Source organism: Shouchella patagoniensis, assembly GCF_002019705.1.
Classification (GTDB): Bacteria; Bacillota; Bacilli; order Bacillales; family Bacillaceae_D; genus Shouchella; species Shouchella patagoniensis.
On record NZ_KV917377.1, the window covers coordinates 156,605 to 183,230 of the forward strand.

The window sequence follows — 26,626 nt, forward strand, 5'->3', positions numbered from 1 at the left end:
TCTAACAGGTTAAACTCCCTCTTTCGGTGCAAACTAAGTTCGAAAGGGGGAGTTAAAAAATGAAAAAAGCTGCTTTAACGTTTATGTGTGCCAGTGTACTAATGGTCGGTCTAACAGGATGTGGCCAAAATCAAGGGTCAAATGCAAATATGTATCGTGGTTCTGATGCTCAAATGGGTTATGATGAAGGTGGATATACAGCCAACTATCCTTATTATGGAAATGGCGCCGGAGGAAAAGAATATTATCGAGACAACCGTTTCTCCAGTAAAAACGGACGAATGAATAATGCCCGTGCAAATTATGAACATAATCATAAAGCGAATCAGTTCCGTGGAATGACCGGGGATCACCGTTCAGGCATGGTTGATGAAAACGGCATATTAAACAGGAAGTCAGAGCAAGGGCAAAGAGGAATGAGTTTCAAAAAATCATCGATGAATAAAAAGGGTGGACATAATAACAGTCATGCAACTGAAAATGGACAAGCTCATTATCATCGTGATTATGATGGAAACCATGTTCAATCTTTAAGGTCTGAAATTGAAGAAATGGATGGCGTTAAAGGTGCCCGAGTTATTATGAATGGTAATGATGTCGTTGTTGGTTATGAGGCTGATGGTAAAAATAAAGACTTAGATCATAAAATCAAAAATCATCTAAGTGAATCAGCGGGCAATGGGAAAAATGTCATTGTAACTTCAGAGCGTAAAATGTATTCCAATATGCAGAAAATGGACGATCGCCTTCGTTCAGGTGCTGCATTTCAAGAAGTGGAAAACACGTTCAGTGATATGATGAAAGATTTAGGCAATGCAGCCAATCGACCATTTGAGAAAAGTCGTTAAAAAAAGGCCCGTCGGGGCCTTTTTTTACGTTACGATTAATGTAGAAACCATATCAGTGTGACCAGAGCCACAAGGAATACTGCACTCGATTTGGTATTCGCCAGGTTCAAGAGTAGCCATTGTAGATCCTGAACTGTTTAAGACAATATCCTCACCTTCATTAGCACCTTTAATAATGATGCCATGATTTCCTTCAGCGTTTTCTAATTCGATTGTCATTTCACCAGCGGGAACTGAATATTCTTCTTGATCAAATTGCCAATTCATTGCTTGAATGGTTAATGTTTCTCCATTAGCTGTGTTGTTGTCTTCAGGTTGTTCTGCATTTTCGTTATTGTCTGCTCCGCCACAAGCGGCAAGGAAAAGAATGAACGTTAATGCGAGAACGATGTTAAATTGTTTTGTCATTGTATCACTCTCCTCATTTCATCTATGCCCATTTTAACTTGATTTATACGCTTACAAAGAAGGATTTTATGATCATCTTGTGTCAATTTTCAGCAGATTGAATAAAGGTGGGAGAAAAAGTCAAGGATAGTGCTACGTTAGAAATAAGGGGGAGATTGCAATGATCAAACAACTGGTGAACCGAAATTGGATTCCCTTTGCACTAGGAGCTGTTTCTGTCGGATTTTTTTATGGTAGTTTTTCTTTGCTAATCCATGAAGAACAAAAGCAAGAAACTTCTCCAATAAATGTTGAAAGTGAACAAGTCTATCCTTCATCAACAGAGGTATTGTTAGAAACGGTTTTTGCGGATGGGCAAATACGACAAGAACGTCTGAACGAAACGATTTGGGCTATGGAAGATTTTTGGGCCGAATATGAAGATTGGCAATTGATTGATCAGTCCGTTGGTTTCGCTCATTTTAGACAGAATATTCTCGATGTTTCTCCTGAAGTTAAACGTGATGGCTATATCGGTTTGACTGAAGACATGGAGGTCATACTATATGTCGGGCAGCTTGAAGCGATGGATATTGTTCATATTTATAATGACATAAGCGTCAGTGAGTTAACGACAAATCAGTTACTAGAACTCAGCGAGGGGATTCGTATAAAAGATTTACAAATGCTAACGGATACTCTTGAAAAACTATATTAAAAACTGCTAGCCTTAGCAGTTTTTTTGTCGTTTGACTTTAATGACTAAAAAGTTTCTCTATGCTAAAATAGAAATAAATGTTCGCTTTTTGCAAAAGTAGGGGAGAGACTAAATGATTGATTATATTAAAGGGGTATTAGTTGAAATTGAACCTGCGTACCTTGTTGTTGAAACAAATGGGGTTGGGTACCAAATTTATTGTGCAAACCCGTACCGCTTTTCTCAAAATACAATGACAGAAATAATTGTGCCAACTTATCATTATGTACGTGAAGACACTCAACGTCTATACGGTTTTTCAAACAAAATGGAACGTGCTTTATTTGAGAAATTGCTTAATGTTAGTGGGATAGGTCCAAAAGGAGCATTGGCCATCTTAGCATCTGGACAACCAGAACATATTGTTCAAGCGATTGAAGAGGAAGATGATGCACTCCTTGTTCGATTTCCAGGCGTGGGAAAGAAAACCGCTCGGCAAATTATACTTGATCTAAAAGGAAAATTAGAAGAGTTTTCACCTTCACTAATGAATAGGTCCACACTTAATACGGTGAATACAGAAAATGTTGATTTACAAGATGCTCTTGAGGCATTGCGAGCACTTGGCTATGTGGATAAAGAATTGAAAAAGGTTGAAAAACAGCTTAAAAATGAAGAGCTTGAAACAGATGGGTACATAAAGCGTGCACTTGCACTTATGCTGAAGACCTAATAGCGGGGTGACTACTATGGAAGACCGTATCGTCTCAGCGGAGGCTACGGAAGCCGAGATGGCAAATGAACAAAATTTACGCCCAAACACTTTGGAAGATTATATTGGCCAGGAGGCGGTTAAAGCCAACTTAGCAGTATTTATGGAAGCGGCAAAAATGCGACAAGAAGCACTAGATCATGTCCTTTTATATGGACCGCCTGGTCTTGGGAAGACAACGCTTGCTGCTATTATAGCGGCAGAAATGGGTGGAGAGCTTCGCACAACCTCTGGTCCTGCTATCGAAAGGGCAGGAGACTTAGCCGCGATTTTAACAGCACTTGAACCTGGAGACGTTCTTTTTATTGATGAAATACATCGCTTAAATCGTGTAGTAGAAGAGGTTCTATATCCAGCGATGGAGGATTTTTGCCTCGATATCGTTATCGGGAAAGGACCAACAGCTCGATCCGTTCGACTTGATTTACCACCATTCACATTAGTAGGTGCAACAACGAGAGCGGGAATGATCTCTTCTCCCCTTAGAGATCGGTTTGGTGTTCTGTCTAGGCTTGAGTATTATCATCCTAAGGAACTTGCCTTAATTGTTGAAAGATCTGCAAAAGTATTCGGTGTGGAGCTATCCAAAGAAGCGGGACTTGAGGTTGCTAGACGTTCAAGAGGGACCCCTCGAATAGCCAATCGTCTTTTGCGGAGAGTTAGAGACTTTACACAAGTTAGTGGAGCTCCTTCCATTACTCTTAAGGGGGCAAGTGATGCGTTGGAAAAGCTTCATGTTGATCCACTAGGTCTAGACCATATTGATGACAAATTGTTAAAAAGCATGATGGAGAGATTTAACGGCGGTCCAGTTGGACTTGAGACGATTGCTGCTACAATTGGTGAGGAATCGGATACGATTGAAGAGGTTTATGAGCCTTACTTATTGCAAATAGGCTTTATCCAAAGAACGCCGCGAGGACGGATTGCAACGCCACTTTGTTATTCTCATTATGGATTGGAATATAAAAATGGGTAAAACACTCGTAATTGTTGGTGTCGTTCTTATTATTATTGGAGTGCTTTGGCAATTGCTTGGGCGTTTAATACCACTTGGACGTTTGCCAGGTGACTTGTTTTTTAAAAATGGTCAAGTGTCCTTTTATTTTCCAATTGTTACATGTATTGTTATTAGCATCGTGCTATCTATATTGTTCTCACTGTTCCGGCGCTAAGAGTGTTGCAAGGAGTAGAAATGCCATGTATGCTAAGAAAGGTTTCATGCAAGCAGCGTTTCAGTTAAGACGGATAAGGTGATAATGTGAATGTAAATGATTTTGATTTTGAATTACCAGAAGAGTTAATTGCCCAGACACCTTTGAAAACGAGGACTGATTCTCGTATGTTGGTACTGGATAAACAGACAAAAGACTTGAGCGATAAAGCTTTTTCTGATATTGAAATGGAATTAAAGGCTGGAGATTGTCTCGTTTTAAATGACACAAAAGTACTTCCGGCGAGATTGATTGGCGAAAAGAAAGAAACTGGGGCTGTTATTGAAGTATTGTTATTAAAACAGCTTGAAAATGATGTATGGGAAACGTTAGCAAAGCCAGCGAAGAGAATTAAAGTTGGTACGGAAGTCTCTTTTGGTGAAGGGGCGCTAACCGCTATTTGTACGAATGTGCTTCCTGATGGAGGAAGACAGTTCCAATTCAACTATAAAGGTGTTTTTTATGAACTTCTTGAGAAACTTGGAACAATGCCGCTACCACCATATATTAAAGAGCGCCTAGATGATTCAGACCGCTATCAAACGGTTTATGCAAATCAGTTAGGCTCTGCAGCAGCACCTACAGCAGGGTTGCACTTTACTGCAGAATTACTTAATCGTATTAAAGAAAAAGGTGTTTCGATTGTCTACCTGACATTACATGTTGGTTTAGGGACATTTCGTCCTGTAAGTGTAGAAAGTGTAGAAGATCATTTGATGCACTCGGAATATTATGCGCTTAGTGATTCAGCTGCAACAATTTTAAGGGGCACTCGAAAAGCAGGCGGAAGAATAATTGCTGTTGGAACGACGTCAGCACGCACGTTGGAAACCGTTTACTCAGAACATAATGATTTTGTAGCTGCAACTGGCTGGACATCCATTTTTATTTATCCAGGCTATACGTATCGTGCGGTTGATGGCCTCCTTACAAACTTTCATCTCCCTAAATCTACACTAGTGATGTTAGTAAGTGCACTCGTTGGTAAAGAACCTTTAATGCAAGCTTACACGCACGCAGTAAAAGAACGTTATCGTTTTTTTAGTTTTGGCGACGCGATGTTTATACGACCGTAAGAAGAAGGGAAGAGGAAATTGACTGCAGTTACTTATGAACATATAAAAACATGTAAGCAATCTGGAGCGAGACTTGGTCGTGTTCATACACCTCATGGTTCATTTGAAACACCGATGTTTATGCCTGTAGGGACACTAGCTACGGTTAAGACTATGAGTCCAGAGGATCTGGAGAGAATGGATGCACAGATTATTTTAAGTAATACGTATCATTTATGGTTAAGACCTGGAGAAGACATTATCGAAGAAGCAGGTGGATTGCATTCCTTTATGAATTGGAATAAACCCATTTTGACTGATTCAGGTGGATTCCAAGTATTTAGTTTGAGTGATTTAAGGAAAATCACCGAAGAAGGTGTACATTTTCGTAATCACTTAAGTGGAGCGAAGTTGTTTCTTTCTCCTGAAAAAGCAATGCAAATTCAACATTCTCTTGGGTCAGATATTATGATGGCTTTTGATGAGTGTCCACCTTATCCAGCTGATTATTCATATATGAAATCATCAGTAGAAAGAACGAGTCGTTGGGCAGAAAGGTGTTTAACTGAACATCAGCAAGCTGGAAAAGATAGTCACCAGGGACTGTTTGGAATCATACAAGGTGGAGAATACGAAGAACTTCGGAAACAAAGCGCAAAAGATTTGACATCGCTAGATTTCCCCGGTTATGCTGTAGGTGGACTGTCTGTCGGAGAACCGAAAGATGTCATGAATCGCGTACTGGAGTTCACTACGCCATTAATGCCTGAAGATAAACCTCGGTACTTAATGGGAGTAGGTTCGCCTGATTCGTTAATTGACGGGGCAATAAGAGGTATTGATATGTTCGATTGCGTCTTGCCAACCCGCATCGCGCGAAATGGTACTTGTATGACAAGTGCAGGAAGATTGGTTGTCCGCAATGCGAAATACGCCCGAGATTTTCGTCCCTTGGATGAAAATTGCGATTGTCATGTATGCCGAACGTACTCGCGTGCTTATATACGGCACCTCATTAAATGTGAAGAAACATTTGGCTTTCGTTTAACGACTTACCATAATTTGTATTTTCTTTTGAATTTAATGAAACAAGTTCGCCAGGCTATTGTGGACGATCGTCTACTTGATTTTCGCGCACAGTTTTTTGAGGACTATGGCTTTAATAAGGAGAACGCTAAGAACTTTTAAAGAAGTTTTGGCGTTTCGTATGAAAGAAAGGAGGATTATCTTATGAATGAAGGTGCAAGCCTATTAGTAACAATGCTCCCATTTATCGGGATCATCGTGCTGTTTTATTTCTTGCTTATCCGTCCGCAACAAAAACAGCAAAAAAAGGTAAGAGAAATGCATGCATCGCTGCAACGTGGTGATAAAATTATCACGATTGGCGGTCTTCATGGTGTAATTGATTCAATTGACGAATCAGTAGTTGTTCTTCTTGTGAACGATAACCGCAAGCTTACTTACGATCGTTCAGCGATTCGTGAAGTGGTGCAATCTGATTAATAAGATAAAAAACATGGCAGGGATTTCCTAGCCATGTTTTTTTTATTAATTGTTTGCATGTGACAAATTAACTCCAATCATTCCACCTAAAGATGAAATCCCGACATAACCTGCGAAAAGAAGTAACTGCTTTACAGAAACCACTTCATTATAACCAAGGTAACTAATTGCTAATACGATGCCTGAAAAAAGTAAAGCAGTTAAAGCGCCTGCTAGCCAGCCTCTCATCCCTGCTCTACCGCCAGCTATAAAGCCCCCGATAAATAGCGCGATAAAAGCAAAAGCAATCATGACCCAGCTAACAGAGTTTTCGGTAAGTGAGGTGAGTGTAAGCAATGTCGCAATTAAGGCACTAATTACAACAGAAATTCCAATACTCACTGTGACGCCGACAAAGATTGCTGGTAGAAAACGTCCGCCTTCCATAAAAGTCCTCCCCTCTTAAAACTTACTCGTTTTTATACTTATGCTTGGACAACGAAAACATGCTAGGTCTGTTGGATAAAAGGGGATAATCCGGGAATAGTAGCAATAACGTATGCTGGAGGAGATGCAGATGCTGCTTAAGTTCGTGTTGCTTCAAGCAATCGCCGTTTATAGTTCCATGCGAATGATGCTGGTGATAAAACGAAAAACGGAAATTGGTCATATGCAAACAGAAGAATTTGCTTTATGTCTTTTAATTGGGGGAGTGATAGCCTCCGTTTTAACCCCTTATGTGCATATCCAGATGTACATGTTGTGTTTAGTTGTATTCTCTGCTTCCATTTTTTTAAAAAAACAGAGACGTGTTTTTAACAAAGGTCGTCAATTGAATTACAGAAAAGAACAAGTAAAGCAATCAATGATTCCATTACCTTTAATTATAGATGGAACGATTCAGCAAGAGGGTCTTAATGAATTGAAACAAACAGAACTATGGCTCCGTCAACAATTACGATCATTTGGATATCGTGATATTCGCAAAATCTCTTATTGTTCTATAAAAGGAAAGCACTCTTTTTTTATTGATTCCTTATGAATTTGGGTTCGCATCCCGTGATAGATGTGGACACGTCTAGAATTCCACTTCATATGCTATTGTGTACGAACGTGGAAGGAGGTTCTCATATGGGAGAGAATTATTATAAGATGTGCCATGAAAATATTGGTAAGACTGTCTATATTACTGAGCAATGCGGAAAGCGCCATTATGGACGGATTGTTCGTGTAGATAGAGACCATGTATACTTGCAGCCTTTAGGAAGACGTGGATTTAGTTATGGCGGTTTTTACGGAGGCTATGGCTATAATTGGGGTTACCCAATTGCATTAGGGGCAATTGCTGGGGTCGCATTAGCTAGTTTGTTTTTTTGGTAAAAGGAAAAAGCACTTTCTGTTAAACGGAAAGTGCTTTTTTACATATATTTTCCAATGATAGGTAAGCGGCGTAGTTCCTCTTTTGTTAAAAGTTTAAGAGCAAAAATCCCGGCGATATAGACTAGTGAGGTGATCGTAATGGAACAAAGTGCTTTTGTTCCATATGAAAGGGAGTGAAACAAATGAGTTTCTGTTTGGATGCCAATGTATGCTGTTGCCACAATTAAAAGCAGAAGCTTAATTACGGGCCTTGCATGAATGGCAAAACCAGTGGTCTTCGCAATGGATGCGAAATGTAACATAGTGACGAGAACAAAACCAATGACGATCGCTAAAGCAGCGCCCATAATTCCTAAATTAGCATTGGATGCAAGGGCAAAGATAGCTCCTGTTTTAACTACAGCGCCAATTAAACTGTTCATCATTGATACTTTAGCATAATTTAAGGCCTGGAGCGCAGCTTGCAGGGGCCCTTGCAAATAAAGAAATAAAGCAAAAGGAGCCATAATTTGTAACATTGGAGCCGCGTGGGGAGCATTATACATGAGAGTCATCAGTTCGCTGGCAAATACATAAAGAATAACAACGCATATCCCTCCAGATAAAAAACCGATGCGTAATGTTTGTTCTAAACGGTGATGAATTAAGACAGTTTGTTTGTTTGCAGCAGCTTCGCTTAAATTAGGTAGAAGTGAAACGGACAAGGAATACGTAATAAAAGTGGGAAGTGTTAATAAAGGAACAACATACCCAACGAGCAGCCCGTATTGTTGTGTAGCCACCACGGTCATCGTCCCAGCTATGGCTAAGCTTTGTGCAACTACAATTGGTTCAAAAAATAGAGCGGTAGTGCCAATAAGTCTACTCCCTGTCGTTGGAAGAGCGATATGGAGTAAGTCAGAAAGTGTCTTTCTTTCTCCTTTTATTGTAGAAAAAAAACGCCGTCTAAAACGGAAGGTTTTTTGAGATTTAAATAAAAACATCATATAGAGCAAGGAAGCAAATTCCCCACAAATCGCAGATAGCATTGCACCAGCCGCAGCGTATTCTAAGCCAAAAGGCATAAAAGCAGCAGTTAAAACCGCTACTAACGTAATGCGAACAATTTGCTCGATTACCTGTGCATAGGCTGTAGGTTTCATATTTTGGCGTCCTTGGAAATACCCCCGTAAAACAGATGAAAGTGCTATAATAGGCACAATTGGAATGACAGCAAATAATGGAAAGATTGCGCGAGTGTCAGTTAGCATCGTTGTTGCAATTAATGGAGCAAGTAAAAACATTGCTGCAGTAAATAAGATGCTAAGCAGCCCAGTTATTGCAAGAGAAACGGCAAGGATTTTTTTTATACGCTGCCTATTACCAATAGCTTCTGCTTCTGCTACTAGCTTTGCTATGGCAACGGGTAAGCCTAGTTGTGTTAATGTCAACAATAGCAACATTGTAGGAATGGCCATCATGTAAAGACCAACGCCTTCAGCACCAAGCATTCTAGCCATAACAATTCGATTAATGAAGCCCAAAACTTTTGTAATAAAGCCTGCTGCTATTAAAATGAGCGTACCTCTAATAAAAGTTTGTTTAGTCATGGCAACCCTGCCTTTTCGTCTTAGAGCCTGTTTTAATACTATGTGTATGCTCAGTTGGACAGGACATGACAAGCATGTGTGACAACCATCAGATTGGTTAAATTGAGTTAAGATAGCAGGAACTGCTTTTATTTGTTAGTATATGTATACTTACTGTTTTTTTGAGGGGTTGGGTAAATGATTGAGAAACAACAATTTGATAGTTGGAAAGAAGATGTGCGACCTGTTCTTATCATTAAGTTAGAAGAATTCCATGAACTTGGTTATAATCGGGTGTCGGAGGAAGATCTATGGACTTATTGTATAGACAAGTTAAAGAAGCGGAAAGAATTTATGCCGTTTTATGCATTTGTAGATGAGCTGCTCTCTATTCAGCCTCAAGGTTATATGACTTGGTTGACGGTAAATACGTATAAAGAACCAGTTGATTGGTTTAAAGAATTTGAGGCGGCAACTGAACAGCAACATACAAACAGCTAGATAGCGTAGGAGGAAGAATGTATTATGGTGAAAAAAGGCAGGATTGCCCTTTTCTTTTTCATAGTTGCCCTTATGGCTACAGGCATAGCGCTCTTGGTTAGGCCTGTTATTAGTGATGTTAATTTAGGGCTTGACCTGCAAGGTGGATTTGAAGTTCTATACGAAGTTGAACCCATTAATGAAGGAGATACTATTAATGATGAGGCTTTATTATCCACAACGACTGCATTAAATGAACGTGTGAATACAATTGGCGTTTCCGAGCCAACTATTCAAATCGAAGGAGATAACCGAATTCGCGTTCAACTTGCTGGTGTACAAGATCAAGAATCTGCAAGAGAGATTTTAGCAACGGGTGGAGAGCTGACGATACGAGATGTCGATGACAATATTCTCCTTGATGGTAGTGATCTCACTCAAAACGGTTCAAGTGCTAGTTTGCATGCGGATACAAATCAGCCAATTGTAACCCTTACTTTAGATGATGGAGATCAATTTGGGGAAATTACACAAGAGCTTTCCCAGCGTCCGGATAATGAAAACCTTCTCGTAATGTGGTTGGACTTTGAAGAGGGCGATAGTTACGAAGAAGAGCGGTTAAAAGAAGACCCTAAATTTCTTTCGGCAGCTAGTGTACGTCAACCGTTATTTACTCGTAACGTTATGATTGAAGGAAATTTCACAACAGAAGAAACCCGTTTCTTAGCAGAAATATTAAATGCTGGCTCGCTTCCTGTTGATTTAAATGAAATTTATTCAACATCAGTGGGTGCTTCGCTTGGGGAGCAAGCGATGAAGCAAACGGTAAATGCAGGCTTAATTGGTGTTGCCTTGATTTTTATCTACATGATTATGTATTATCGTTTCCCAGGTGTGATTGCTGTAATTACACTTAGTGCCTATACATTTCTAGTATTAGTTATTTTTAATGCGCTGAATGCAGTGCTAACATTACCTGGGATTGCGGCTTTGATTTTAGGTGTAGGTATGGCAGTAGATGCGAATATCATTACCTATGAGCGAGTTCGGGAAGAAATAAAAACAGGGAAATCAATAAAGTCAGCCTACAAAGTGGGTGGTAGACGGTCATTTGCAACTATTTTTGATGCAAATATTACTACATTGATTGCTGCAGGAGTCATGTTTTATTTTGGGACGAGCTCAGTGCAAGGTTTCGCCGTTATGCTGATTATAAGCATTCTTGTCAGCTTTTTAACAGCCGTATGGGGATCGAGAGTGTTGCTAGGACTTTGGGTAGATAGCAAATTCTTGAACAAACGACCAGGTTGGTTTGGCGTGAAAAGAGGTGAGATTGATGAGCTTTAATCCGGAAAAATGGAATGTTGATTTAACAAAGCATCGACGGAAGTTTTTTGTTGGTTCTGGCTTGACGGTAATCATAGGAATCGTTTTGTTATTTACTATGGGGCTTAATTTAGGAGTCGATTTTGAGAGCGGATCAAATGTTGAAATTCAAACAGATGAACCACTAACGCAAGAACAAGTTCTTGCAGATTTTGAAGCAATTGACATTGATGACTCGTACGTACCTTCAGTTACTCTTGGGGGTGACCAAAGCCAAAATGCGAGCGCTCGGTTTGTTGATGAGTTTTCTCAACAAGAAATAGCTTTAATTCAATCTTACTTTGATGAGAAATATGGACACTCGCCTAATATCAGTACAGTATCTCCATTGGTAGGGGAAGAGCTTGCTCAAAATGCCCTACTTTCTGTACTTATCGCTTCAGTTGCAATTGTTATTTACATTGCATTTCGCTTTCAGTTTCTTTATGGAATCTCAGCGATCATTGGTTTATTGCATGATGCATTTATTATTATTGCTTTGTTTAGTCTACTGCAAATTGAAATTAACGTACCGTTTATAGCTGCGGTTCTGACGGTTGTTGGTTACTCGATCAATGATACAATTGTCACGTTTGACCGGATGCGTGAAAATGTAAACAAAGAAAAAGAAATTAACAGTTTTGAACGGCTTGCTCATATTGTTAATAAGAGTCTATTACAAGTGATAACACGTTCAATTAATACTGTCTTAACAGTTCTGTTTGCGTCGCTTGCTCTGTTTATTTTTGGTGGAGAAGCGATTCGCTCGTTCTCTCTTGCTCTTGTCATTGGTTTAGTTGCAGGAACCTATTCATCCATGTTCTTGTGTGCACAGATGTGGCTTGTTTGGGAATGGAAACGTCTTAAAAAGATAAAAAGCAAACCTCCAAAACAACCAGAGGAAGAATATATTTAATTGAATGAAGGAAGGTGAGTAGAATGAAGGCTCAAACAGCTTTTATTATCGGCGTAGTCGCAGCAATTATCATTGCGGTATTCGCGGTAATGAATGTAGAAAGTGTTCCAGTTAATTTGTTATTCGTAGAGGCAAAATGGCCGCTCATTTTAGTCATTCTTGGATCAGTACTGCTTGGAGCAATAGTAGCTGGGGCAATGTCCGTATTGAAAGTCCATCAACAAAAATTGGAAATCAAAAGGTTGCGAGCTTCAATCCAGTCTGAAAGTGTTAATGGGAGAGAAACAAGAAGCCGATTAACAAAATCAAAGAAGGATGATACCAATAAAAGCTAATATGGAAATGCATTGTCACCCTTCGATCACTCCTGTATAATAGGAGGGTCGAGGGGTGTTTTACATATGTTGCAATCAAAAGCAAGGTGGCGAATTTTAGAGCAAGATGAAACACTAGCAAGCAAGCTTTCGGAAGAGTTACGTGTTTCAGTTTTAGCAGCTCGCCTACTTGTACATCGTGGTATTACAGATAGTGAAACGGCTAAACGGTTTCTGTTAAAAGAAGAACCAGAGTTTCACAATCCTTTTTTATTAAAAGGCATGGAAGAAACAGTAAAACGCATAAATGTAGCAGTAGAATCAAATGAACGAATTCTTGTGTTTGGCGATTATGATGCAGATGGTGTAAGTTCAACTTCTGTTATGTTGACTGCATTACGCATGTATGGCGCTGAATGCGATTATTATATACCAAACCGCTTTACTGAAGGCTATGGTCCAAATAATCCTGCTTTAGAACAAGCAAAAGCTGAAGGTTATAGTCTTGTTATTACAGTAGACACGGGTATTTCTGCGCTCGAACAGGGCGTTTTTGCTAAAGAGATTGGGCTTGATTTCATTGTGACTGATCACCATGAACCGCCCCCGTCCTTGCCAGAAGCTTATGCAATTATTAACCCAAAACAACCGGAATGTTCTTACCCGTTTAAGGAATTGGCGGGTGTTGGAGTTGCGTTTAAAGTTGCTCACGCTCTTTTAGGGCGTGTTCCATATGAACTTCTTGAGTTTGCTGTAATTGGAACAATTGCTGATTTGGTACCGCTTGTTGATGAAAATCGATTGATTGCCAAAAAAGGTCTGCATGCATTGGAATCCTCTAGTAGACCCGGAATCCGGGCATTAAAAGAGGTATGTGGAATTAAACAAGAAACTATTGAAGCAGATCATGTTGGTTTTGGGATGGGTCCGAGATTAAATGCTGCTGGCAGGCTGGACTCTGCCGATCCTGCTGTTGAGTTATTATTAGCTGAAAATAGTGATTTGGCACAAGAACTTGCTGAAAAAATTGATCAATTGAACAAGGAAAGACAAACAATTGTGAATAAGATGACTGAAGAAGCAATTATGCTTGTTGATCAAGAATCTACAGTCCCTGAAGTAATTGTCATAGCGAAAGAAGGTTGGAATGCAGGGGTCATTGGAATCGTGGCTTCTCGTATCGTTGAAAAGTATTATCGTCCAACCATTGTGATGAGTATTGACCTCGAAAAAGGTGTGGCCAAAGGTTCTGCCAGAAGTATTGATGGATTTGATATGTTTCAAGAACTTTCGAAGAACCGGGATATCTTACCTCATTTTGGCGGACACCCTATGGCAGCTGGTATGACACTTGCACAAACAGATATTCTAGCATTGAGAGACAGATTAATTGCGCAAGCGCAAGAAACAATGTCCGATGAAGATTTCACCCCAATTACTGAGATTGATCTTGTGGCTGATGTAGAAGATATTACACTTGATGTGATTGGTCAGATTCAAGAATTGGCGCCTTTTGGGGTAGCGAATCGGAAGCCGACTGTGTTGATTCAAGACGCGGAAGTAGCGGATCTTAGGCGGATTGGTAGTGATTCAAACCATTTGAAATTGCAATTTGCTGGAGCTGAAAGGCCTCTTGACGGTATTGCATTTCGGATGGGGCATTTATTTGAAGAAATTACGCCTCAAGCTAAATTATCGGCAGTAGGGACGTTGTCTGTTAATGAATGGAATGGTAGGGTGAAGCCACAGTTGATGATCGCAGATCTAGCTGTAAAAGACTGGCAACTCTTTGATTGGCGAAGTGTAAAGCCAACTCGCTTAATAGAGCGAATGGGGGAGCTTCCGGCGACGAAAATGGTTCCAGTTGCTTTTCAATCGGAAACAAAAAAGAGGTTGGAACTGGAATCAACTATTTTTGATGCGCATGATCCACTTCCAAATATTGATGGAGCATATTTAGTGTTATTAGATTTGCCAGATGATCGTTCAGGACTGCAAAAGCTATTTAAAGGAGTTGGAACTCCGAGTCGTATTTATGTTGTCTTTTCTGAAGAAGAAGAAGCATTTTTTCAAACCAACCCGAACCGTGATCAGTTCAAATGGTATTATGCTTTCTTAAAGAAAAGAGGTACATTTTTAACTTCAGATATGGCAAAACTTGAAAAACATAAAGGTTGGTCTGCGCACACAGTTCAATTTATGACACAGGTATTCAGCGAATTAGGGTTTGTTGAGATTGAGGAAGGGCAAATCGTAACGGTTGAATTCCCTGAAAAAAAAGGCCTAGAGCATTCAAACTCATATAGGCAAAAACAAGAACAAGCTTGGTTAGAAAATGAATTTTTATACGCTTCTTATCATCAGCTTAAGGAATGGTTTGGATCAATGATTGAGACAGATGCGAATAAAAAAGAGGAGTCGATTTAATTGGATTACAAAAAATATATAACGATCGTTGAAAACTGGCCGCAAGAAGGAATTCGCTTCAAAGATATTACGACACTTATGCAAAATGGCCCAGCGTATAAAAGTGCAATTGCCGAGTTAACTGCCTATGCAAAAGAAAAAAATGCAGATGTAATCGTGGGACCAGAGGCACGAGGTTTTGTAGTAGGATGTCCAATTGCAACAGATATGGAAATTGGTTTCGTTCCAGTCCGTAAGAAGGGAAAACTACCTCGGGAAGTCATTGAATGCGATTATGGACTTGAATATGGAAAAGATTGCTTGACTATGCATAAAGATAGTATTACACCTGGGCAGCGTGTAGTCATTACGGATGATTTACTTGCTACAGGTGGCACAATTGAAGCAACGACAAAGTTAGTAGAAGAGCTTGGTGGAGAAGTGGTTGGAATGGCATTTTTGATCGAGCTCTCTTATATTGACGGTCGAAAAAAACTAGATAAATACGATATCTTTTCACTTATGACCTATTAGTCATTTCATATGATCAGCAAAAAAAGACGGCTGTATGTAAGTAACAGCCGTCTTTTTAGTTATTTCTAGTGGTTCTCCCCTTTACAAGGGTGAACGAGTAGCGGATAATAGAAAGAAAACTTGTCGAATGAGTAAGGTGATTTCATGACGATAGATCAGGTGCTCGAAAAAGCAAGCGCCTACTTGCATAAAGAAGACATTCTCTTTTTAGAAAGAGCATATGAATTTGCTGAAAAAGCGCATAGTGGTCAATACCGTAAATCGGGCGAACCATATATCTTGCACCCGGTGCAAGTTGCTGGCATTATCGTAGGTTTAGAGTTGGAGCCTAATACAATTGCAGCAGCTTTCCTTCATGATGTAGTGGAGGACACGGATGCGACTGTCGCTGATTTAGAAAAAGCGTTTAATGCTGAAGTTGCAATGCTTGTAGATGGCGTAACAAAGCTTAAGAAATTTAAATATAAATCAAAAGAAGAACAGCAAGCAGAAAATCATCGTAAAATGTTAATGGCGATGGCAAAAGATATTCGTGTGCTACTTATTAAGTTAGCCGATCGTCTGCACAACATGCGAACATTAAAATTTATGCCTCCACAAAAGCAGCGCATTACGTCAAATGAAACATTGGAAATATTTGCGCCGCTCGCCCATCGTTTAGGGATATCAACGATTAAATGGGAACTAGAAGATACAGCGCTTCGCTACTTAGATCCACAGCAATATTACCGAATTGTAAACTTGATGAAACGAAAAAGAGCAGAACGTGAGGATTACCTATCGGAAGTAATGGAGAAAATCGAAGACCAGTTGGCAGATGTGCATGTGACAGCTGAGTTGTCGGGTCGCCCAAAACATATTTATAGTATTTATCGAAAAATGGTGATTCAACAAAAACAGTTTAACGAGATTTATGATTTGCTTGCGGTTCGTATTATCGTCAAGAACATTAAGGATTGCTATGCAGTATTAGGTGTTATTCACACATGTTGGCGCCCAATGCCTGGACGATTTAAAGATTATATTGCGATGCCAAAAGCGAATATGTATCAATCATTACACACGACTGTAGTAGGTCCTAATGGTGATCCTCTTGAAGTTCAAATTCGGACAGATGACATGCATCGGGTAGCAGAGTATGGGGTGGCTGCTCACTGGGCATATAAAGAAGGAAAGACATTATCAAGCAATCGTTATTCTTTTGAGGACAAGCTTAGTTGGTTTCGCGATGTGATTGAATCTCAGACGGATACAAATGATGCACAAGAGTTTATGGAATCTATGAAAATGGACCTTTTTTCTGATATGGTTTTTGTCTTTACGCCAAAAGGCGATGTAGTGGAACTCCCGCGGGGATCAGTTCCACTTGATTTCGCTTATCGCATTCATAGTGAAATTGGAAATCGTTGTATCGGGGCAAAAGTGAATAGTAAAATGGTTCCGCTTGATCATGAATTAAAGACGGGCGATATTGTTGAAGTAATGACATCAAAACATTCATATGGTCCGAGTCATGATTGGTTAAAATTAACGAAGTCTTCTCATGCAAAAAACAAAATTAAACAATGGTTCAAAAAAGAAAAGCGCGAAGAAAATGTCGCTAAAGGGAAAGAAACGATTGAGAGAGAAATTAGAGCTCTTGATTTTGAGCCTAAAGACATACTGACACCAGATAATTTAAGTGAGGCTACTAATAAGTTTAGTTTTGCTGGTGAAGAGGATATGTATGCTGCTGTTGGTTATGGTGGTATTAGCGGTAAGCAAATAGTTAATAGGCTTACTGAGAAACTCCGGAAAGCAAAAGATAATGAACAGGAGAATCTATCTCTTGATGCTGCTCTAAATGAGATTCAATCGTTTGCGCCTAGCAAGCGAACAAATTCGATTGGTGTCCATGTTAAAGGAGTCGATAATTTACTGATTCGTCTAGCGCGTTGTTGTACACCGGTACCAGGTGATTCAATAATTGGTTATATTACAAAAGGTAGAGGTGTGTCTATCCACCGTACTGATTGTCCAAATGTGACTTTTGAAGATGAATCTAGTTCAAGATTACTTGAAGTGGAATGGGAAGGCGAGAGTCACGTATCTAAATCATATAGCGTTGATATAGAAATTACTGGCTTTGACCGAAACGGCCTCTTAAATGAAGTATTGCAAACGATGACTGAAACACGCACTCAAATTAATACTGTTTCTGGTCGCTCAGATCATAAACATAAAATTGCAACGATCGAAATGAGTATCTCAATCACAAACATTGCGCATTTGCAAAAAATTGTTGATAAAATTAAGCAGTTAAAAGATATTTATTCAGTGCGTAGAGTGACGCACTAAAAGTAGGCAGGTGTAAGAAAAATGCGTGTTGTTGTGCAACGTGCAAAAGAGGCAAAAGTTCAAGTTGATGAAAAAACAATCGGTCAAATTGATAAGGGGCTTGTATTGTTAGTAGGGATTAGTAATGAGGACAACGAAAATGATGTACGTTTCTGTGCTGAAAAAATAGCTAATTTGCGTATTTTTGAAGACGAAACAGGAAAAATGAATTTTTCTGTTCTTGAAAATGAAGGAGCGATTTTGTCCATTTCTCAATTTACACTTTATGGTGATTGTAAAAAAGGGCGGCGTCCTAATTTCATGAAAGCAGCTAAACCAGACTATGCAAACATCTTGTACGAGCAATTTAACCAATTATTGATTGAACGAGGTCTTAAGGTAGAAACGGGCAAGTTCGGTGCTATGATGGATGTGTCGCTCGTAAATGATGGTCCAGTGACTTTAATTATAGAAAGTTAGAAAGCAGTTTTTAAAACTGCTTTCTTTTTTTTATTTGAAGTGCGTTATATGAGTTAACGTAGTAAAAGAACAATTCACTTTTATGAAAGCGGTTATTTAACGCTTGACAAAAAAAGCGAAACAAGTAAAGATAGATATATATGAGAACGATTTCATAAAAGGGGGTGACTCAATGTCCACAATTAAAGATGTAGCATTACGTGCGGGAGTTTCAAGGTCTACGGTTTCTAGAGTGATGAACAACCACCCGTATGTTGATGAAGAAAAACGACGTGCAGTCAAAGAAGCAATGATGGAGTTAGGTTATTCACCAAATTCCTCGGCTCAACGCCTCCGAGGAACGGAAACAAGAACAATTGCCGTCCTTGTTTCTCGCATTGTTAACCCTTTTTTTGGTGCAATCGTCGATGCGATGGATGAGGTGGCCGCTGAGCACTCATACCGGCTTATTTTGTGCAATACTAGAGGAAATGCAAATCAAGAGTTACATTTTCTTCAGTTGCTTCAAACGAAACAAGTTGACGGTGTGATTTTCGCATCTCTTGTGAATGATTGGGAAACGATTAGACCATTTTCGGAATACGGTCCGATCGTATTTTGTAACGAATATTTACGTGAAGCGGAAGGTGTACCGGTCATTACAATTAATCAAAAACAAGCTATGTATGATGCAACGATGCACTTAATCACAAAAGGGTATGAACGAATTGCTTACTGCAATATTTATGATCCACTAAAACAGCAATCAACTTTATCAGCTCTAGCGGAAGACCGATTTTTAGGGTATAAGAAAGCGATGGAAGAAGCAAAAATGTCTTGTGATGAGAGTTGGCGATTTGCTGGTCACTCTGTGGAAGATGGGAAACGAATTTTTAAGGAACTAAATAATTTGGCAGGGAAACCTGATGCAATCATTACGGGGAGTGATGAGATTGCAGCAGGTATCATTGCTGAGGCAAAAGGGAATGGGTGGAGAGTTCCAGATGATTTAGCTGTTGTTGGATTTGATAATCAGCCTACAGCTGTTTTACTCGATCCTAAACTAACAACCATCCATCAACCAACTCTTGAAATGGGAAGGGAGGCTATGGCTCAAATGTTAGCTGCCGTTAAGAAAGAACCAAAGCTTGCACAAGTGTTGTATTTAGCAGCACCGTTACTAATTAGGCAATCAACTTAAAAAATAAGTGTTTAATAAGGCGAAGGAGGAGAAGTTAGGATGAACGTAACAATTTGGAATGAGTTTAGACATGAGAAAAAGAATGAGATGGTGGCAGAAATTTATCCTGGTGGGATCCATGGGGCGATTGCTAGTTTTTTAGAAGAGGAACATAAAATAAGTACGGCAACATTGGATGAACCAGAGCATGGATTAACTGAAGACGTTTTAAACCAAACGGATGTCTTAATTTGGTGGGGGCATATTGCGCATCATGAAGTGGAAGATGCAGTGGTAGCTCGTGTACATAAACGTGTATTGGAGGGGATGGGTTTAATCGTTCTTCATTCAGGTCATTTTTCTAAAATCTTCAAATCACTTATGGGCACTAGTTGTGACTTAAAGTGGCGCGAAGCTGATGAGAAAGAACGTCTATGGGTGGTTAGCCCGAGTCATCCTATTGCCGAAGGAATTGATGAACATTTTGAGCTCGAAAAAGAAGAAATGTATGGGGAACACTTTGACATTCCCGATCCAGATGAAATCATCTTTTTAAGTTGGTTCCAAGGTGGAGAAGTTTTCCGAAGTGGGTGTACGTTTAATCGAGGAAATGGCAGAATCTTTTATTTCCGTCCTGGTCATGAGACTTTCCCAACTTATAAGGACAATAATGTCCAGCGTGTTATCCAGAATGCAGTAAAATGGGCCGCTCCAACAAAACGCAATGTTCCAGTCTATGGAAATGCAAAGGCGTTAGAGCCTGTACCAGGACAGAGCAAGTGATGAAACTGAAAATAGGTATTATTGGAGCTGGAGGAATAGCGACAAACCGGCATATCCCGGTGCTCTTTAAATTAAATGAAGTAGAAGTATGCGGCTTATACGATGTCAGAAAAGAGCAAGCGGAGAAGGTTGCTCAACTATTTTCGATTCCTTTTATTGCTGAAAGTGAGGAAGCTTTATTTAATAAAGTAGATGCAGTCATTATTTGTACTCCTAATAAATTTCATCATCTTTCTGCAATTAAGGCGCTTGAGGCAGGAAAGCATGTTTTCTGTGAAAAGCCAATGGCAATTTCAAGTAAAGATGCGCAAGCAATGGAAGATGCAGCTAATGCAGCTCAGAAAGTGTTGCAAATTGGATATCATTATCGATTTAAAAAGGATTCTTTGGCTGCTAAGAAAGCGATCTCGAATGGGCAAATTGGCGACCCTGTTGTTGTACGTGTTGAAGCCATGCGACGGCGAAAAGTCCCTGGGTGGGGTGTGTTTACGAATAAAGAAATTCAAGGTGGAGGTTGTTTAATTGACTACGGGTGCCATTTGCTCGATTTAGCTATGTGGTTAATGGATTTTCCGGAAATCGAATCCATACAAGGGCAAACGTATGAACTGGTAAGCCGAGATGCTGACCAAGTCAATGAGTGGGGAATTTATGATGCTACGACAATTGATGTGGAAGATCATGCAACTGCTTATATTCGATTTACTAGCGGAGCAACAATGCTATTTGAAACCTCGTGGGCAGCAAATGTTCCAGAAGATAAAGAGACTTTGAGCATTTCTGGAACAAAAGGAGGTATGACGGTTTTCCCTTATTCGCTAAATAAAGCGACACAAGGCATGTTGACGACAACAAAAGCTGATTGGATCTCGGGTGAAGATGAAGAACTTGCTCAGCTAAGGCATTTTGTATCATGTTGTATTGAGGATACACTGCCCATTGTAAAAGCAAATGAAGCTAAGCGGGTTTCAGCTATAATCGAAGAGATTTACAGACAAAGTATTTAACACATAAAACCTATCCCTTACTAGCGGATAGGTTTTATTTACTTATATGTTTAAATGGCTTGCAAAGTGGCTATGCTAATTAGAAATTACGTTACAAGGGAGCGGGTAGATTGCGTGTCCATGATAAGCAGATAAATGCTGAAAACCGGAACGAACTAAACGATCAAGTCCCAGGATTACAAATGCTTGAAGGGCATTTTTATTATGAAACGGGAATCACATCTAGAGATTTACCTTTATTCAGAAAACAACAAAACCGAAATTAACTATTGACATGACGGCGTCAAATTCGTATAGTTAGAAGCAACTTAAATATGTAAGATGTACCAATGACAAGGCATAGTAGTTAAGGGATTATAGATGTAAAGAGAGGACTTCCACGGCTGAGAGAAGTCTCATCTACCGAAACGAATGAACACCTTAGAGGTTTTTTCCTGAAAAATCATTTTGATTTGTAGGGAAAAACGTTGCTGGCGTTAACAGACAAAAGTGGAGGCTAGCGCCTCAATTTGGGTGGCACCACGGGATAAACTCTCGTCCCAGATGATTAATATCATCTGGGACGAGAGTTTTTTTGTTTTAAGAAAAGGAGAGGGATGTTATGTCAGTACAGTTACCACGAGGAACCCAAGATATATTGCCCGAAGATGCAGTAATCTGGCAGTATATCGAAAAAGTCGCTAAAGAAGTATGTGAAACCTATAACTTTGAAGAAATAAGAACACCTATATTTGAGCATACGGAAGTATTTACAAGAGGTGTTGGCGATACAACAGATATAGTTCAAAAGGAAATGTATACGTTTAAAGATAGAGGTGATCGAAGTTTAACGCTTCGCCCTGAAGGCACAGCCTCTGTTGCGCGTTCGTATGTTGGGAATAAACTGTTTGGATCACCGAATCAGCCTACAAAACTTTATTATACTGGACCGATGTTTCGTTATGAGCGTCCCCAAGCAGGGAGAATGCGTCAATTTGTTCAATTTGGAGTGGAAGCACTTGGAAGTGCAAGTCCCCAATTAGATGCAGAGGTTTTGGCGTTACTAGTTGATATATGCAAACGTTTAGGCATTGTGAATTTAAAACTGGTTATTAATTCACTTGGCGATTCAGAAAGTAGAATTGCGCACCGCGAAGCACTTATTAGCCACTTTAAACCAGCGATTGGCGAATTTTGCAGCGATTGCCAAGCTCGTTTAGAAAAAAATCCATTACGAATTCTCGACTGTAAAAAAGATCGGGAGCACCCTTTAATGAACACAGCGCCTTCAATTCTTGACTTTTTAAATGATACTTCAAGCAATTATTTTACTCAACTAAAAGAAACGCTTGATATGCTAGGTATTTCTTATACTGTTGACCCAACACTTGTTAGAGGGCTTGATTATTATAACCATACTGCTTTTGAGTTAATGAGCACAGCACCTGGTTTTGGTGCGATTACAACATTATGTGGTGGTGGCCGCTACAACGGTCTTGTACAAGAATTTGGAGGACCCGAAACTCCAGGGATTGGGTTTGCATTCAGTATTGAACGTTTTATTCTAGCGATGAAGGCAGAACAAGTGGAGTTACCAAAGAGACGAAATTTAGACGCTTACGTTGTTGCGCTTGGTGATGAAGCGAATAAAAGAGCACCATTGATTGTACACCAATTAAGGCAAGCAGGACTTCGAGTGGATAAAGATTACTTAAACAAAAAAATGAAAGCACAATTAAAAGCAGCGGATCGTTATGCAGCTTCATGCACGGTCATTATTGGTGATGATGAGCTTTCCCGAGAAGAAGCTGTTATTAAACATATGAGTTCCGGCGAACAAAAAACAATACCATTAAGTGAATTAGTGAGTCATATAGTAGACCTAAGAGGAGGAAAACAAAATGATTAAACGAACACACCACTGCGGTCAGCTTGGAGTAGAGCTTGCAGGAGAGCAAGTCGAATTAAAAGGATGGGTGCAGCGCCGCCGTGACCTTGGTCAAGTAATCTTCTTAGATGTAAGAGACCGTTCAGGCATCGTACAAACAGTCTGTAGCCCGGATATTAGCAAGTCTGCTTTGGAAGCGGCGGATAAAATTCGTAACGAATACATTGTTGCAATAAAAGGGACGGTAGTTGAAAGATCGGCTAATGCAGTTAATGAAAAACTAGCCACGGGGTTAATCGAAATTCATGTAGATGAATTAGAATTGATTAATTCATCAAAATCACTTCCGTTTCAAATCGAAGCAAATACAGAAGCTTCTGAAGATGTACGTTTAAAATATCGATATTTAGATTTACGTCGACCTGATATGCAAGAATCATTTGCGATGCGTCATCGTGTGATGAAAACAGTGCGAGATTTTCTAGATAATGATGGTTATTTAGAAATTGAGACGCCAATGCTTACTAAGAGTACACCAGAAGGTGCTAGAGATTATTTAGTCCCAAGTCGAGTTCATCCAGGGGAATTTTATGCTTTGCCTCAGTCTCCACAGATTTTCAAGCAATTATTAATGGTATCTGGTTTCGAAAAATATTTTCAAATTGTTCGCTGTTTCCGTGATGAAGACTTGCGTGCAGACAGACAACCTGAATTTACCCAAATTGATATTGAAACAAGTTTTCTTGACACAGAAGAAATTTTGGCAATGACAGAAAGCATGATGCAGCGTCTTATGAAAGAAACACACGATCTAGAAGTTGAGCAGTCATTTGATCGTATAACGTATGATGAAGCAATGAATCGTTATGGTTCTGATAAGCCAGATACACGTTTTGGGATGGAGCTTATCGAGCTCTCAGAAGTGTTAAAAGACACGGACTTTAAAGTCTTCAAAAGTGCGATCGAGTCAGGGGGTATCGTGAAAGGGTTAAAGCTAGAAGGTGGCGCAGACCAAATGTCCCGTAAAGAAATCGATGCATTAACTGATTTTGTAAAGCCTTACGGAGCTAAAGGTTTAGCTTGGCTAAAAGTGGACCAAGACGAATTAAAAGGTCCGATTGCAAAATTCTTTAATGAAGAACAAGCACAAGCCTTAATTACGGCAATGGATGCGAGTGCAGGAGACCTACTATTTTTTGGAGCTGATAAAAAGCAGGTTGTATTTGACTCACTTGGTGCACTACGCTTAAAATTCGGTAAAGACTTCGACTTAATTGACAAAAGCAAATTTAATTTTCTATGGGTAGTTGATTTTCCACTTGTTGAATATGATGAACAAGCGAAACGCTATGTTGCCTTACACCACCCGTTTACTCGTCCGAAAAAAGAAGATGAACACTTAATGGAATCAAAACCAGAAAGTGTTCGTGCAGAAGCATATGACCTTGTTTTAAATGGCTATGAGCTTGGTGGAGGTTCTCAGCGTATTTATGAACGAGGTTTGCAAGAAAAAATGTTTGCGTTATTAGGATTTAGCGAAGAGGCAGCAAAAGAAGAGTTTGGCTTTTTGCTTGATGCATTCGAATATGGAACACCTCCACATGGTGGAATTGCACTTGGTCTTGACCGCATCGTAATGTTGTTAGCACAGAAGAACAATTTGCGCGAAGTCATTGCATTTCCAAAAACAGCTAGTGCAAGTGATTTATTAACAGAAGCGCCAGGATCAGTTAGTGTTGAGCAATTAATTGATTTAAACCTCTCTGTTATTGCAAAACGTAGTTGACAATAAGCCTCAGCTCATTCTATAATGTGCAATATTAACAAAATACCAGAAAATTTAATATTACTTATCCAGAGTGGTGGAGGGACCTGACCCGACGAAACCCGGCAACCAGTTTTTTTAAAACAAAGGTGCTACTTTCAGCAGAACGATGTGTTCTGGAAGATAAGTGAGGTGCCCCCCTTTTCTTATCGAAGAGGGGGGTTATTTTGTTTTATTATTAGCTAAGGAGTGGGAAATGTGAAAATTGGTCTAATCGGTTTTGGAACTGTAGGAACAGGGATTTATGAACGCATCATACAATCTCAAGATGAAATTGAACGGTTGCTAGGTAAACGAATCAATATTGTTTCAATTCTTGTGAAAAACCAAGCGAAAGTGCGCGACGCTTCCGTCATTGAGCGAGTGACTTCTTCTTGGGAGCACTTCTTAAAAACCGACTATGATCTTGTTTTTGAAGCGATGAATGGGACGGAACCGGCAAGGACGTATACGAAAGCACTATTAAAAAGAGGAATCCCGGTTATTTCAGCAAATAAGAAGCTAGTTGCTACCCATGGAGAAGAGCTTGAGGATACCGCACAGCAAGCGAATGTATATTATGGTTGGGATGCTGCAGTTTGCGGGGCAGTTCCAATCGTAAATGTATTAAAAACGGTCTTACCAACAACGGAAATTAGCTCTGTTCAAGGCGTTCTAAATGGAACAACAAATTATATTCTGACAAGAATGAAAGAAGGTAAAACGTACATAGAAGCGTTAGAAGAGGCGCAGCAATTAGGTTATGCAGAGGAAGATCCTTCTGCAGATGTAGAAGGTTTTGATGCAGCTTATAAGATAGGTTTACTAGCAAAGTTATGTTTTGGAGAATGGATAAAACCTGATCTAATCGCTCGTGAAGGAATTAAGTTGATTGATGTGTGGCATATTCAAGTAGCACTTGAGTTAGGCTTTTCGTTAAAATTACTAGCGCAAGCTGCTGTGAATAAGCGAGGAGATCTTGTTTGTTCCGTGAAGCCCACTTTTATCGCATCAACCCATCCATTGGCAGCAGTTGAGGATGTGATAAATGGCGTTTGTATAAACGGGACAGCGATCGGTCAACTAGTATTTTCTGGACCTGGTGCGGGTAAACAAACGACTGCCAACAGTGTTGTGGAAGATTTTGTCCTACACGAACAGAATAGAAAATTAAAACGTGAGCCACGTATAGAAAAGTTGACTGAGAAAGAGCAAGACGGAAAGGAATTATGGTTGATTAAAGAAGGGGAAAGAGAGTTGGCGCAAGAACTTGTGAGAAAAACAAAGAAATGGGCAGAAAAAGAAGTGGTAGGAGGGTCCGTCTTATTAGTCAATTCTCCAACGTACCCGGTGCCGTTTGCCACATATCCATTAATTGGGTCCGCTTCATTGAGAAGTAAAGAGACCGCAAAAAGGTAACCGTTATGGTCGAAATTTCGTTTCAGGCATTCGTTTCTTAAATTCTTTAATTAGTTCGTCCGGTGCTGTTTTAATCTTATAAGTTGATACACCTTGACTTGTATGAAGATATAGGAACCCGAGTGTATCTTTTTTATTGCTTGGAAAACGATAGGATATATCAAACACAGATTCAATTGGATAATAATCGTGTGTCGTTTGAATTCGGTCTTCATATAAGCTTAATTCGAATGACGTTTCGACAATTCTTTTTTCTAACATTCCTATTTCTTGTTTCACTTCAATACACCGTTGTGTGACAATTGCGTTCATATCATCAGCTCCTCTTTTTGATAAGTTAACATATTTCTAAGTAAAACTCGAGTGATTA

At 39.6% G+C, this 26,626-nt stretch carries 29 protein-coding genes, 1 riboswitch and 1 other annotated feature; of the genes, 25 read left to right on the forward strand and 4 right to left on the reverse strand.

Annotated features, from left to right (window positions below; translation table 11 throughout):
* The first annotated feature begins 59 nt into the window (after window positions 1-59).
* Complete coding sequence (locus tag BK584_RS00930) at window positions 60-848, forward strand: YhcN/YlaJ family sporulation lipoprotein (RefSeq protein ID WP_078390848.1); 789 nt, start codon at window positions 60-62, stop codon at window positions 846-848.
* A gap of 24 nt (window positions 849-872) precedes the next feature.
* Here the strand turns inward: BK584_RS00930 and BK584_RS00935 are convergent, their stop codons facing one another.
* Window positions 873-1,256, reverse strand: coding sequence for a cupredoxin domain-containing protein (locus tag BK584_RS00935; protein WP_078390849.1), 384 nt, complete (start codon window positions 1,254-1,256; stop codon window positions 873-875).
* Between the two features lie 160 nt (window positions 1,257-1,416).
* Between BK584_RS00935 and BK584_RS00940 the strand changes: the two genes are divergently transcribed.
* The 7 genes from BK584_RS00940 (at window position 1,417) to yajC (ending at window position 6,479) form a co-directional block, all read left to right on the forward strand.
* Entirely contained in the window at window positions 1,417-1,953 is a 537-nt protein-coding gene (locus BK584_RS00940) for a BofC C-terminal domain-containing protein (RefSeq protein WP_078390850.1), read from the forward strand.
* A 112-nt stretch (window positions 1,954-2,065) separates the two neighbouring features.
* The gene (ruvA, locus tag BK584_RS00945) at window positions 2,066-2,665 is read left to right on the forward strand and encodes a Holliday junction branch migration protein RuvA (protein WP_078390851.1); all 600 of its coding nucleotides are present in this window, start codon (window positions 2,066-2,068) and stop codon (window positions 2,663-2,665) included.
* 16 nt (window positions 2,666-2,681) lie between these two features.
* A complete protein-coding gene (ruvB, locus tag BK584_RS00950) occupies window positions 2,682-3,683 on the forward strand; it encodes a Holliday junction branch migration DNA helicase RuvB (protein ID WP_078390852.1) in 1,002 nt (333 codons plus the stop codon).
* Window positions 3,676-3,879, forward strand: coding sequence for a DUF2905 domain-containing protein (locus BK584_RS00955; RefSeq protein ID WP_078390853.1), 204 nt, complete (start codon window positions 3,676-3,678; stop codon window positions 3,877-3,879). Before ruvB ends, BK584_RS00955 begins: the two co-directional genes overlap by 8 nt.
* An 86-nt stretch (window positions 3,880-3,965) precedes the next feature.
* Window positions 3,966-4,994 (forward strand): tRNA preQ1(34) S-adenosylmethionine ribosyltransferase-isomerase QueA, encoded by a 1,029-nt coding sequence (gene queA / locus BK584_RS00960; RefSeq protein WP_078390854.1) that lies wholly within the window; start codon window positions 3,966-3,968, stop codon window positions 4,992-4,994.
* 18 nt (window positions 4,995-5,012) lie between these two features.
* Window positions 5,013-6,161: a tRNA guanosine(34) transglycosylase Tgt gene (gene tgt, locus BK584_RS00965; RefSeq protein ID WP_078390855.1), complete on the forward strand. Its 1,149-nt coding sequence runs from the start codon at window positions 5,013-5,015 to the stop codon at window positions 6,159-6,161.
* A gap of 42 nt (window positions 6,162-6,203) precedes the next feature.
* A complete protein-coding gene (gene yajC / locus BK584_RS00970) occupies window positions 6,204-6,479 on the forward strand; it encodes a preprotein translocase subunit YajC (protein ID WP_078390856.1) in 276 nt (91 codons plus the stop codon).
* A gap of 45 nt (window positions 6,480-6,524) precedes the next feature.
* Here yajC and BK584_RS00975 read toward each other — a convergent pair whose 3' ends face one another.
* Entirely contained in the window at window positions 6,525-6,905 is a 381-nt protein-coding gene (locus tag BK584_RS00975; RefSeq protein ID WP_078390857.1) for a TIGR04086 family membrane protein, read from the reverse strand.
* A 130-nt stretch (window positions 6,906-7,035) separates the two neighbouring features.
* On the opposite strand from BK584_RS00975, the gene BK584_RS00980 reads away from it, so the two are divergent.
* Both BK584_RS00980 and BK584_RS00985 read left to right on the forward strand, forming a co-directional pair.
* On the forward strand, window positions 7,036-7,500 hold the full coding sequence (locus BK584_RS00980) for a YetF domain-containing protein (protein WP_078390858.1): 465 nt from the start codon (window positions 7,036-7,038) through the stop codon (window positions 7,498-7,500).
* Between the two features lie 89 nt (window positions 7,501-7,589).
* On the forward strand, window positions 7,590-7,838 hold the full coding sequence (locus BK584_RS00985; RefSeq protein ID WP_078390859.1) for a hypothetical protein: 249 nt from the start codon (window positions 7,590-7,592) through the stop codon (window positions 7,836-7,838).
* Between the two features lie 38 nt (window positions 7,839-7,876).
* On the opposite strand, the gene spoVB is transcribed toward BK584_RS00985, so the two are convergent.
* The gene (spoVB, locus tag BK584_RS00990) at window positions 7,877-9,427 is read right to left on the reverse strand and encodes a stage V sporulation protein B (RefSeq protein WP_078390860.1); all 1,551 of its coding nucleotides are present in this window, start codon (window positions 9,425-9,427) and stop codon (window positions 7,877-7,879) included.
* Window positions 9,428-9,604: 177 nt separating this feature from the next.
* Here spoVB and BK584_RS00995 point away from each other — a divergent pair, with 177 nt between their 5' ends.
* The 15 genes from BK584_RS00995 (at window position 9,605) to BK584_RS01060 (ending at window position 26,256) form a co-directional block, all read left to right on the forward strand.
* On the forward strand, window positions 9,605-9,907 hold the full coding sequence (locus BK584_RS00995) for a post-transcriptional regulator (RefSeq protein ID WP_078390861.1): 303 nt from the start codon (window positions 9,605-9,607) through the stop codon (window positions 9,905-9,907).
* Between the two features lie 24 nt (window positions 9,908-9,931).
* Window positions 9,932-11,233, forward strand: coding sequence for a protein translocase subunit SecD (gene secD, locus BK584_RS01000; RefSeq protein WP_078390862.1), 1,302 nt, complete (start codon window positions 9,932-9,934; stop codon window positions 11,231-11,233).
* Window positions 11,223-12,167, forward strand: a complete 945-nt coding sequence (secF, locus tag BK584_RS01005) for a protein translocase subunit SecF (protein ID WP_078390863.1) — start codon at window positions 11,223-11,225, stop codon at window positions 12,165-12,167. The genes secD and secF overlap by 11 nt, the downstream gene beginning before the upstream one ends.
* A gap of 23 nt (window positions 12,168-12,190) precedes the next feature.
* Window positions 12,191-12,502 (forward strand): LapA family protein, encoded by a 312-nt coding sequence (locus BK584_RS01010; RefSeq protein ID WP_078390864.1) that lies wholly within the window; start codon window positions 12,191-12,193, stop codon window positions 12,500-12,502.
* Window positions 12,503-12,568: 66 nt separating this feature from the next.
* Complete coding sequence (gene recJ, locus BK584_RS01015) at window positions 12,569-14,908, forward strand: single-stranded-DNA-specific exonuclease RecJ (protein ID WP_078390865.1); 2,340 nt, start codon at window positions 12,569-12,571, stop codon at window positions 14,906-14,908.
* Window positions 14,909-15,421: an adenine phosphoribosyltransferase gene (locus tag BK584_RS01020; RefSeq protein ID WP_054712344.1), complete on the forward strand. Its 513-nt coding sequence runs from the start codon at window positions 14,909-14,911 to the stop codon at window positions 15,419-15,421.
* 144 nt (window positions 15,422-15,565) lie between these two features.
* Entirely contained in the window at window positions 15,566-17,758 is a 2,193-nt protein-coding gene (locus tag BK584_RS01025) for a RelA/SpoT family protein (RefSeq protein WP_078390866.1), read from the forward strand.
* A 21-nt stretch (window positions 17,759-17,779) separates the two neighbouring features.
* A complete protein-coding gene (gene dtd, locus BK584_RS01030; protein WP_078390867.1) occupies window positions 17,780-18,217 on the forward strand; it encodes a D-aminoacyl-tRNA deacylase in 438 nt (145 codons plus the stop codon).
* Window positions 18,218-18,389: 172 nt separating this feature from the next.
* A complete protein-coding gene (locus BK584_RS01035) occupies window positions 18,390-19,397 on the forward strand; it encodes a LacI family DNA-binding transcriptional regulator (RefSeq protein WP_078390868.1) in 1,008 nt (335 codons plus the stop codon).
* 39 nt (window positions 19,398-19,436) lie between these two features.
* The gene (locus BK584_RS01040) at window positions 19,437-20,159 is read left to right on the forward strand and encodes a ThuA domain-containing protein (protein ID WP_078390869.1); all 723 of its coding nucleotides are present in this window, start codon (window positions 19,437-19,439) and stop codon (window positions 20,157-20,159) included.
* A complete protein-coding gene (locus BK584_RS01045; protein WP_078390870.1) occupies window positions 20,156-21,166 on the forward strand; it encodes a Gfo/Idh/MocA family protein in 1,011 nt (336 codons plus the stop codon). Before BK584_RS01040 ends, BK584_RS01045 begins: the two co-directional genes overlap by 4 nt.
* A 110-nt stretch (window positions 21,167-21,276) precedes the next feature.
* Window positions 21,277-21,432 carry a hypothetical protein gene (locus BK584_RS24395; protein ID WP_169870974.1) on the forward strand — a complete coding sequence of 52 codons (156 nt, stop codon included), beginning with the start codon at window positions 21,277-21,279 and terminating at the stop codon, window positions 21,430-21,432.
* A gap of 54 nt (window positions 21,433-21,486) precedes the next feature.
* Window positions 21,487-21,711 (forward strand) — a binding site (T-box leader).
* 56 nt (window positions 21,712-21,767) lie between these two features.
* Window positions 21,768-23,054, forward strand: a complete 1,287-nt coding sequence (gene hisS / locus BK584_RS01050; protein ID WP_078390871.1) for a histidine--tRNA ligase — start codon at window positions 21,768-21,770, stop codon at window positions 23,052-23,054.
* Complete coding sequence (aspS, locus tag BK584_RS01055; protein ID WP_078390872.1) at window positions 23,047-24,819, forward strand: aspartate--tRNA ligase; 1,773 nt, start codon at window positions 23,047-23,049, stop codon at window positions 24,817-24,819. Before hisS ends, aspS begins: the two co-directional genes overlap by 8 nt.
* A gap of 61 nt (window positions 24,820-24,880) precedes the next feature.
* Window positions 24,881-24,988, forward strand: a riboswitch (SAM riboswitch).
* A gap of 68 nt (window positions 24,989-25,056) precedes the next feature.
* Complete coding sequence (locus BK584_RS01060) at window positions 25,057-26,256, forward strand: homoserine dehydrogenase (RefSeq protein WP_078390873.1); 1,200 nt, start codon at window positions 25,057-25,059, stop codon at window positions 26,254-26,256.
* A gap of 3 nt (window positions 26,257-26,259) precedes the next feature.
* On the opposite strand, the gene BK584_RS01065 is transcribed toward BK584_RS01060, so the two are convergent.
* Entirely contained in the window at window positions 26,260-26,568 is a 309-nt protein-coding gene (locus BK584_RS01065; protein WP_078390874.1) for a hypothetical protein, read from the reverse strand.
* Between the last annotated feature and the right edge of the window lie 58 nt (window positions 26,569-26,626).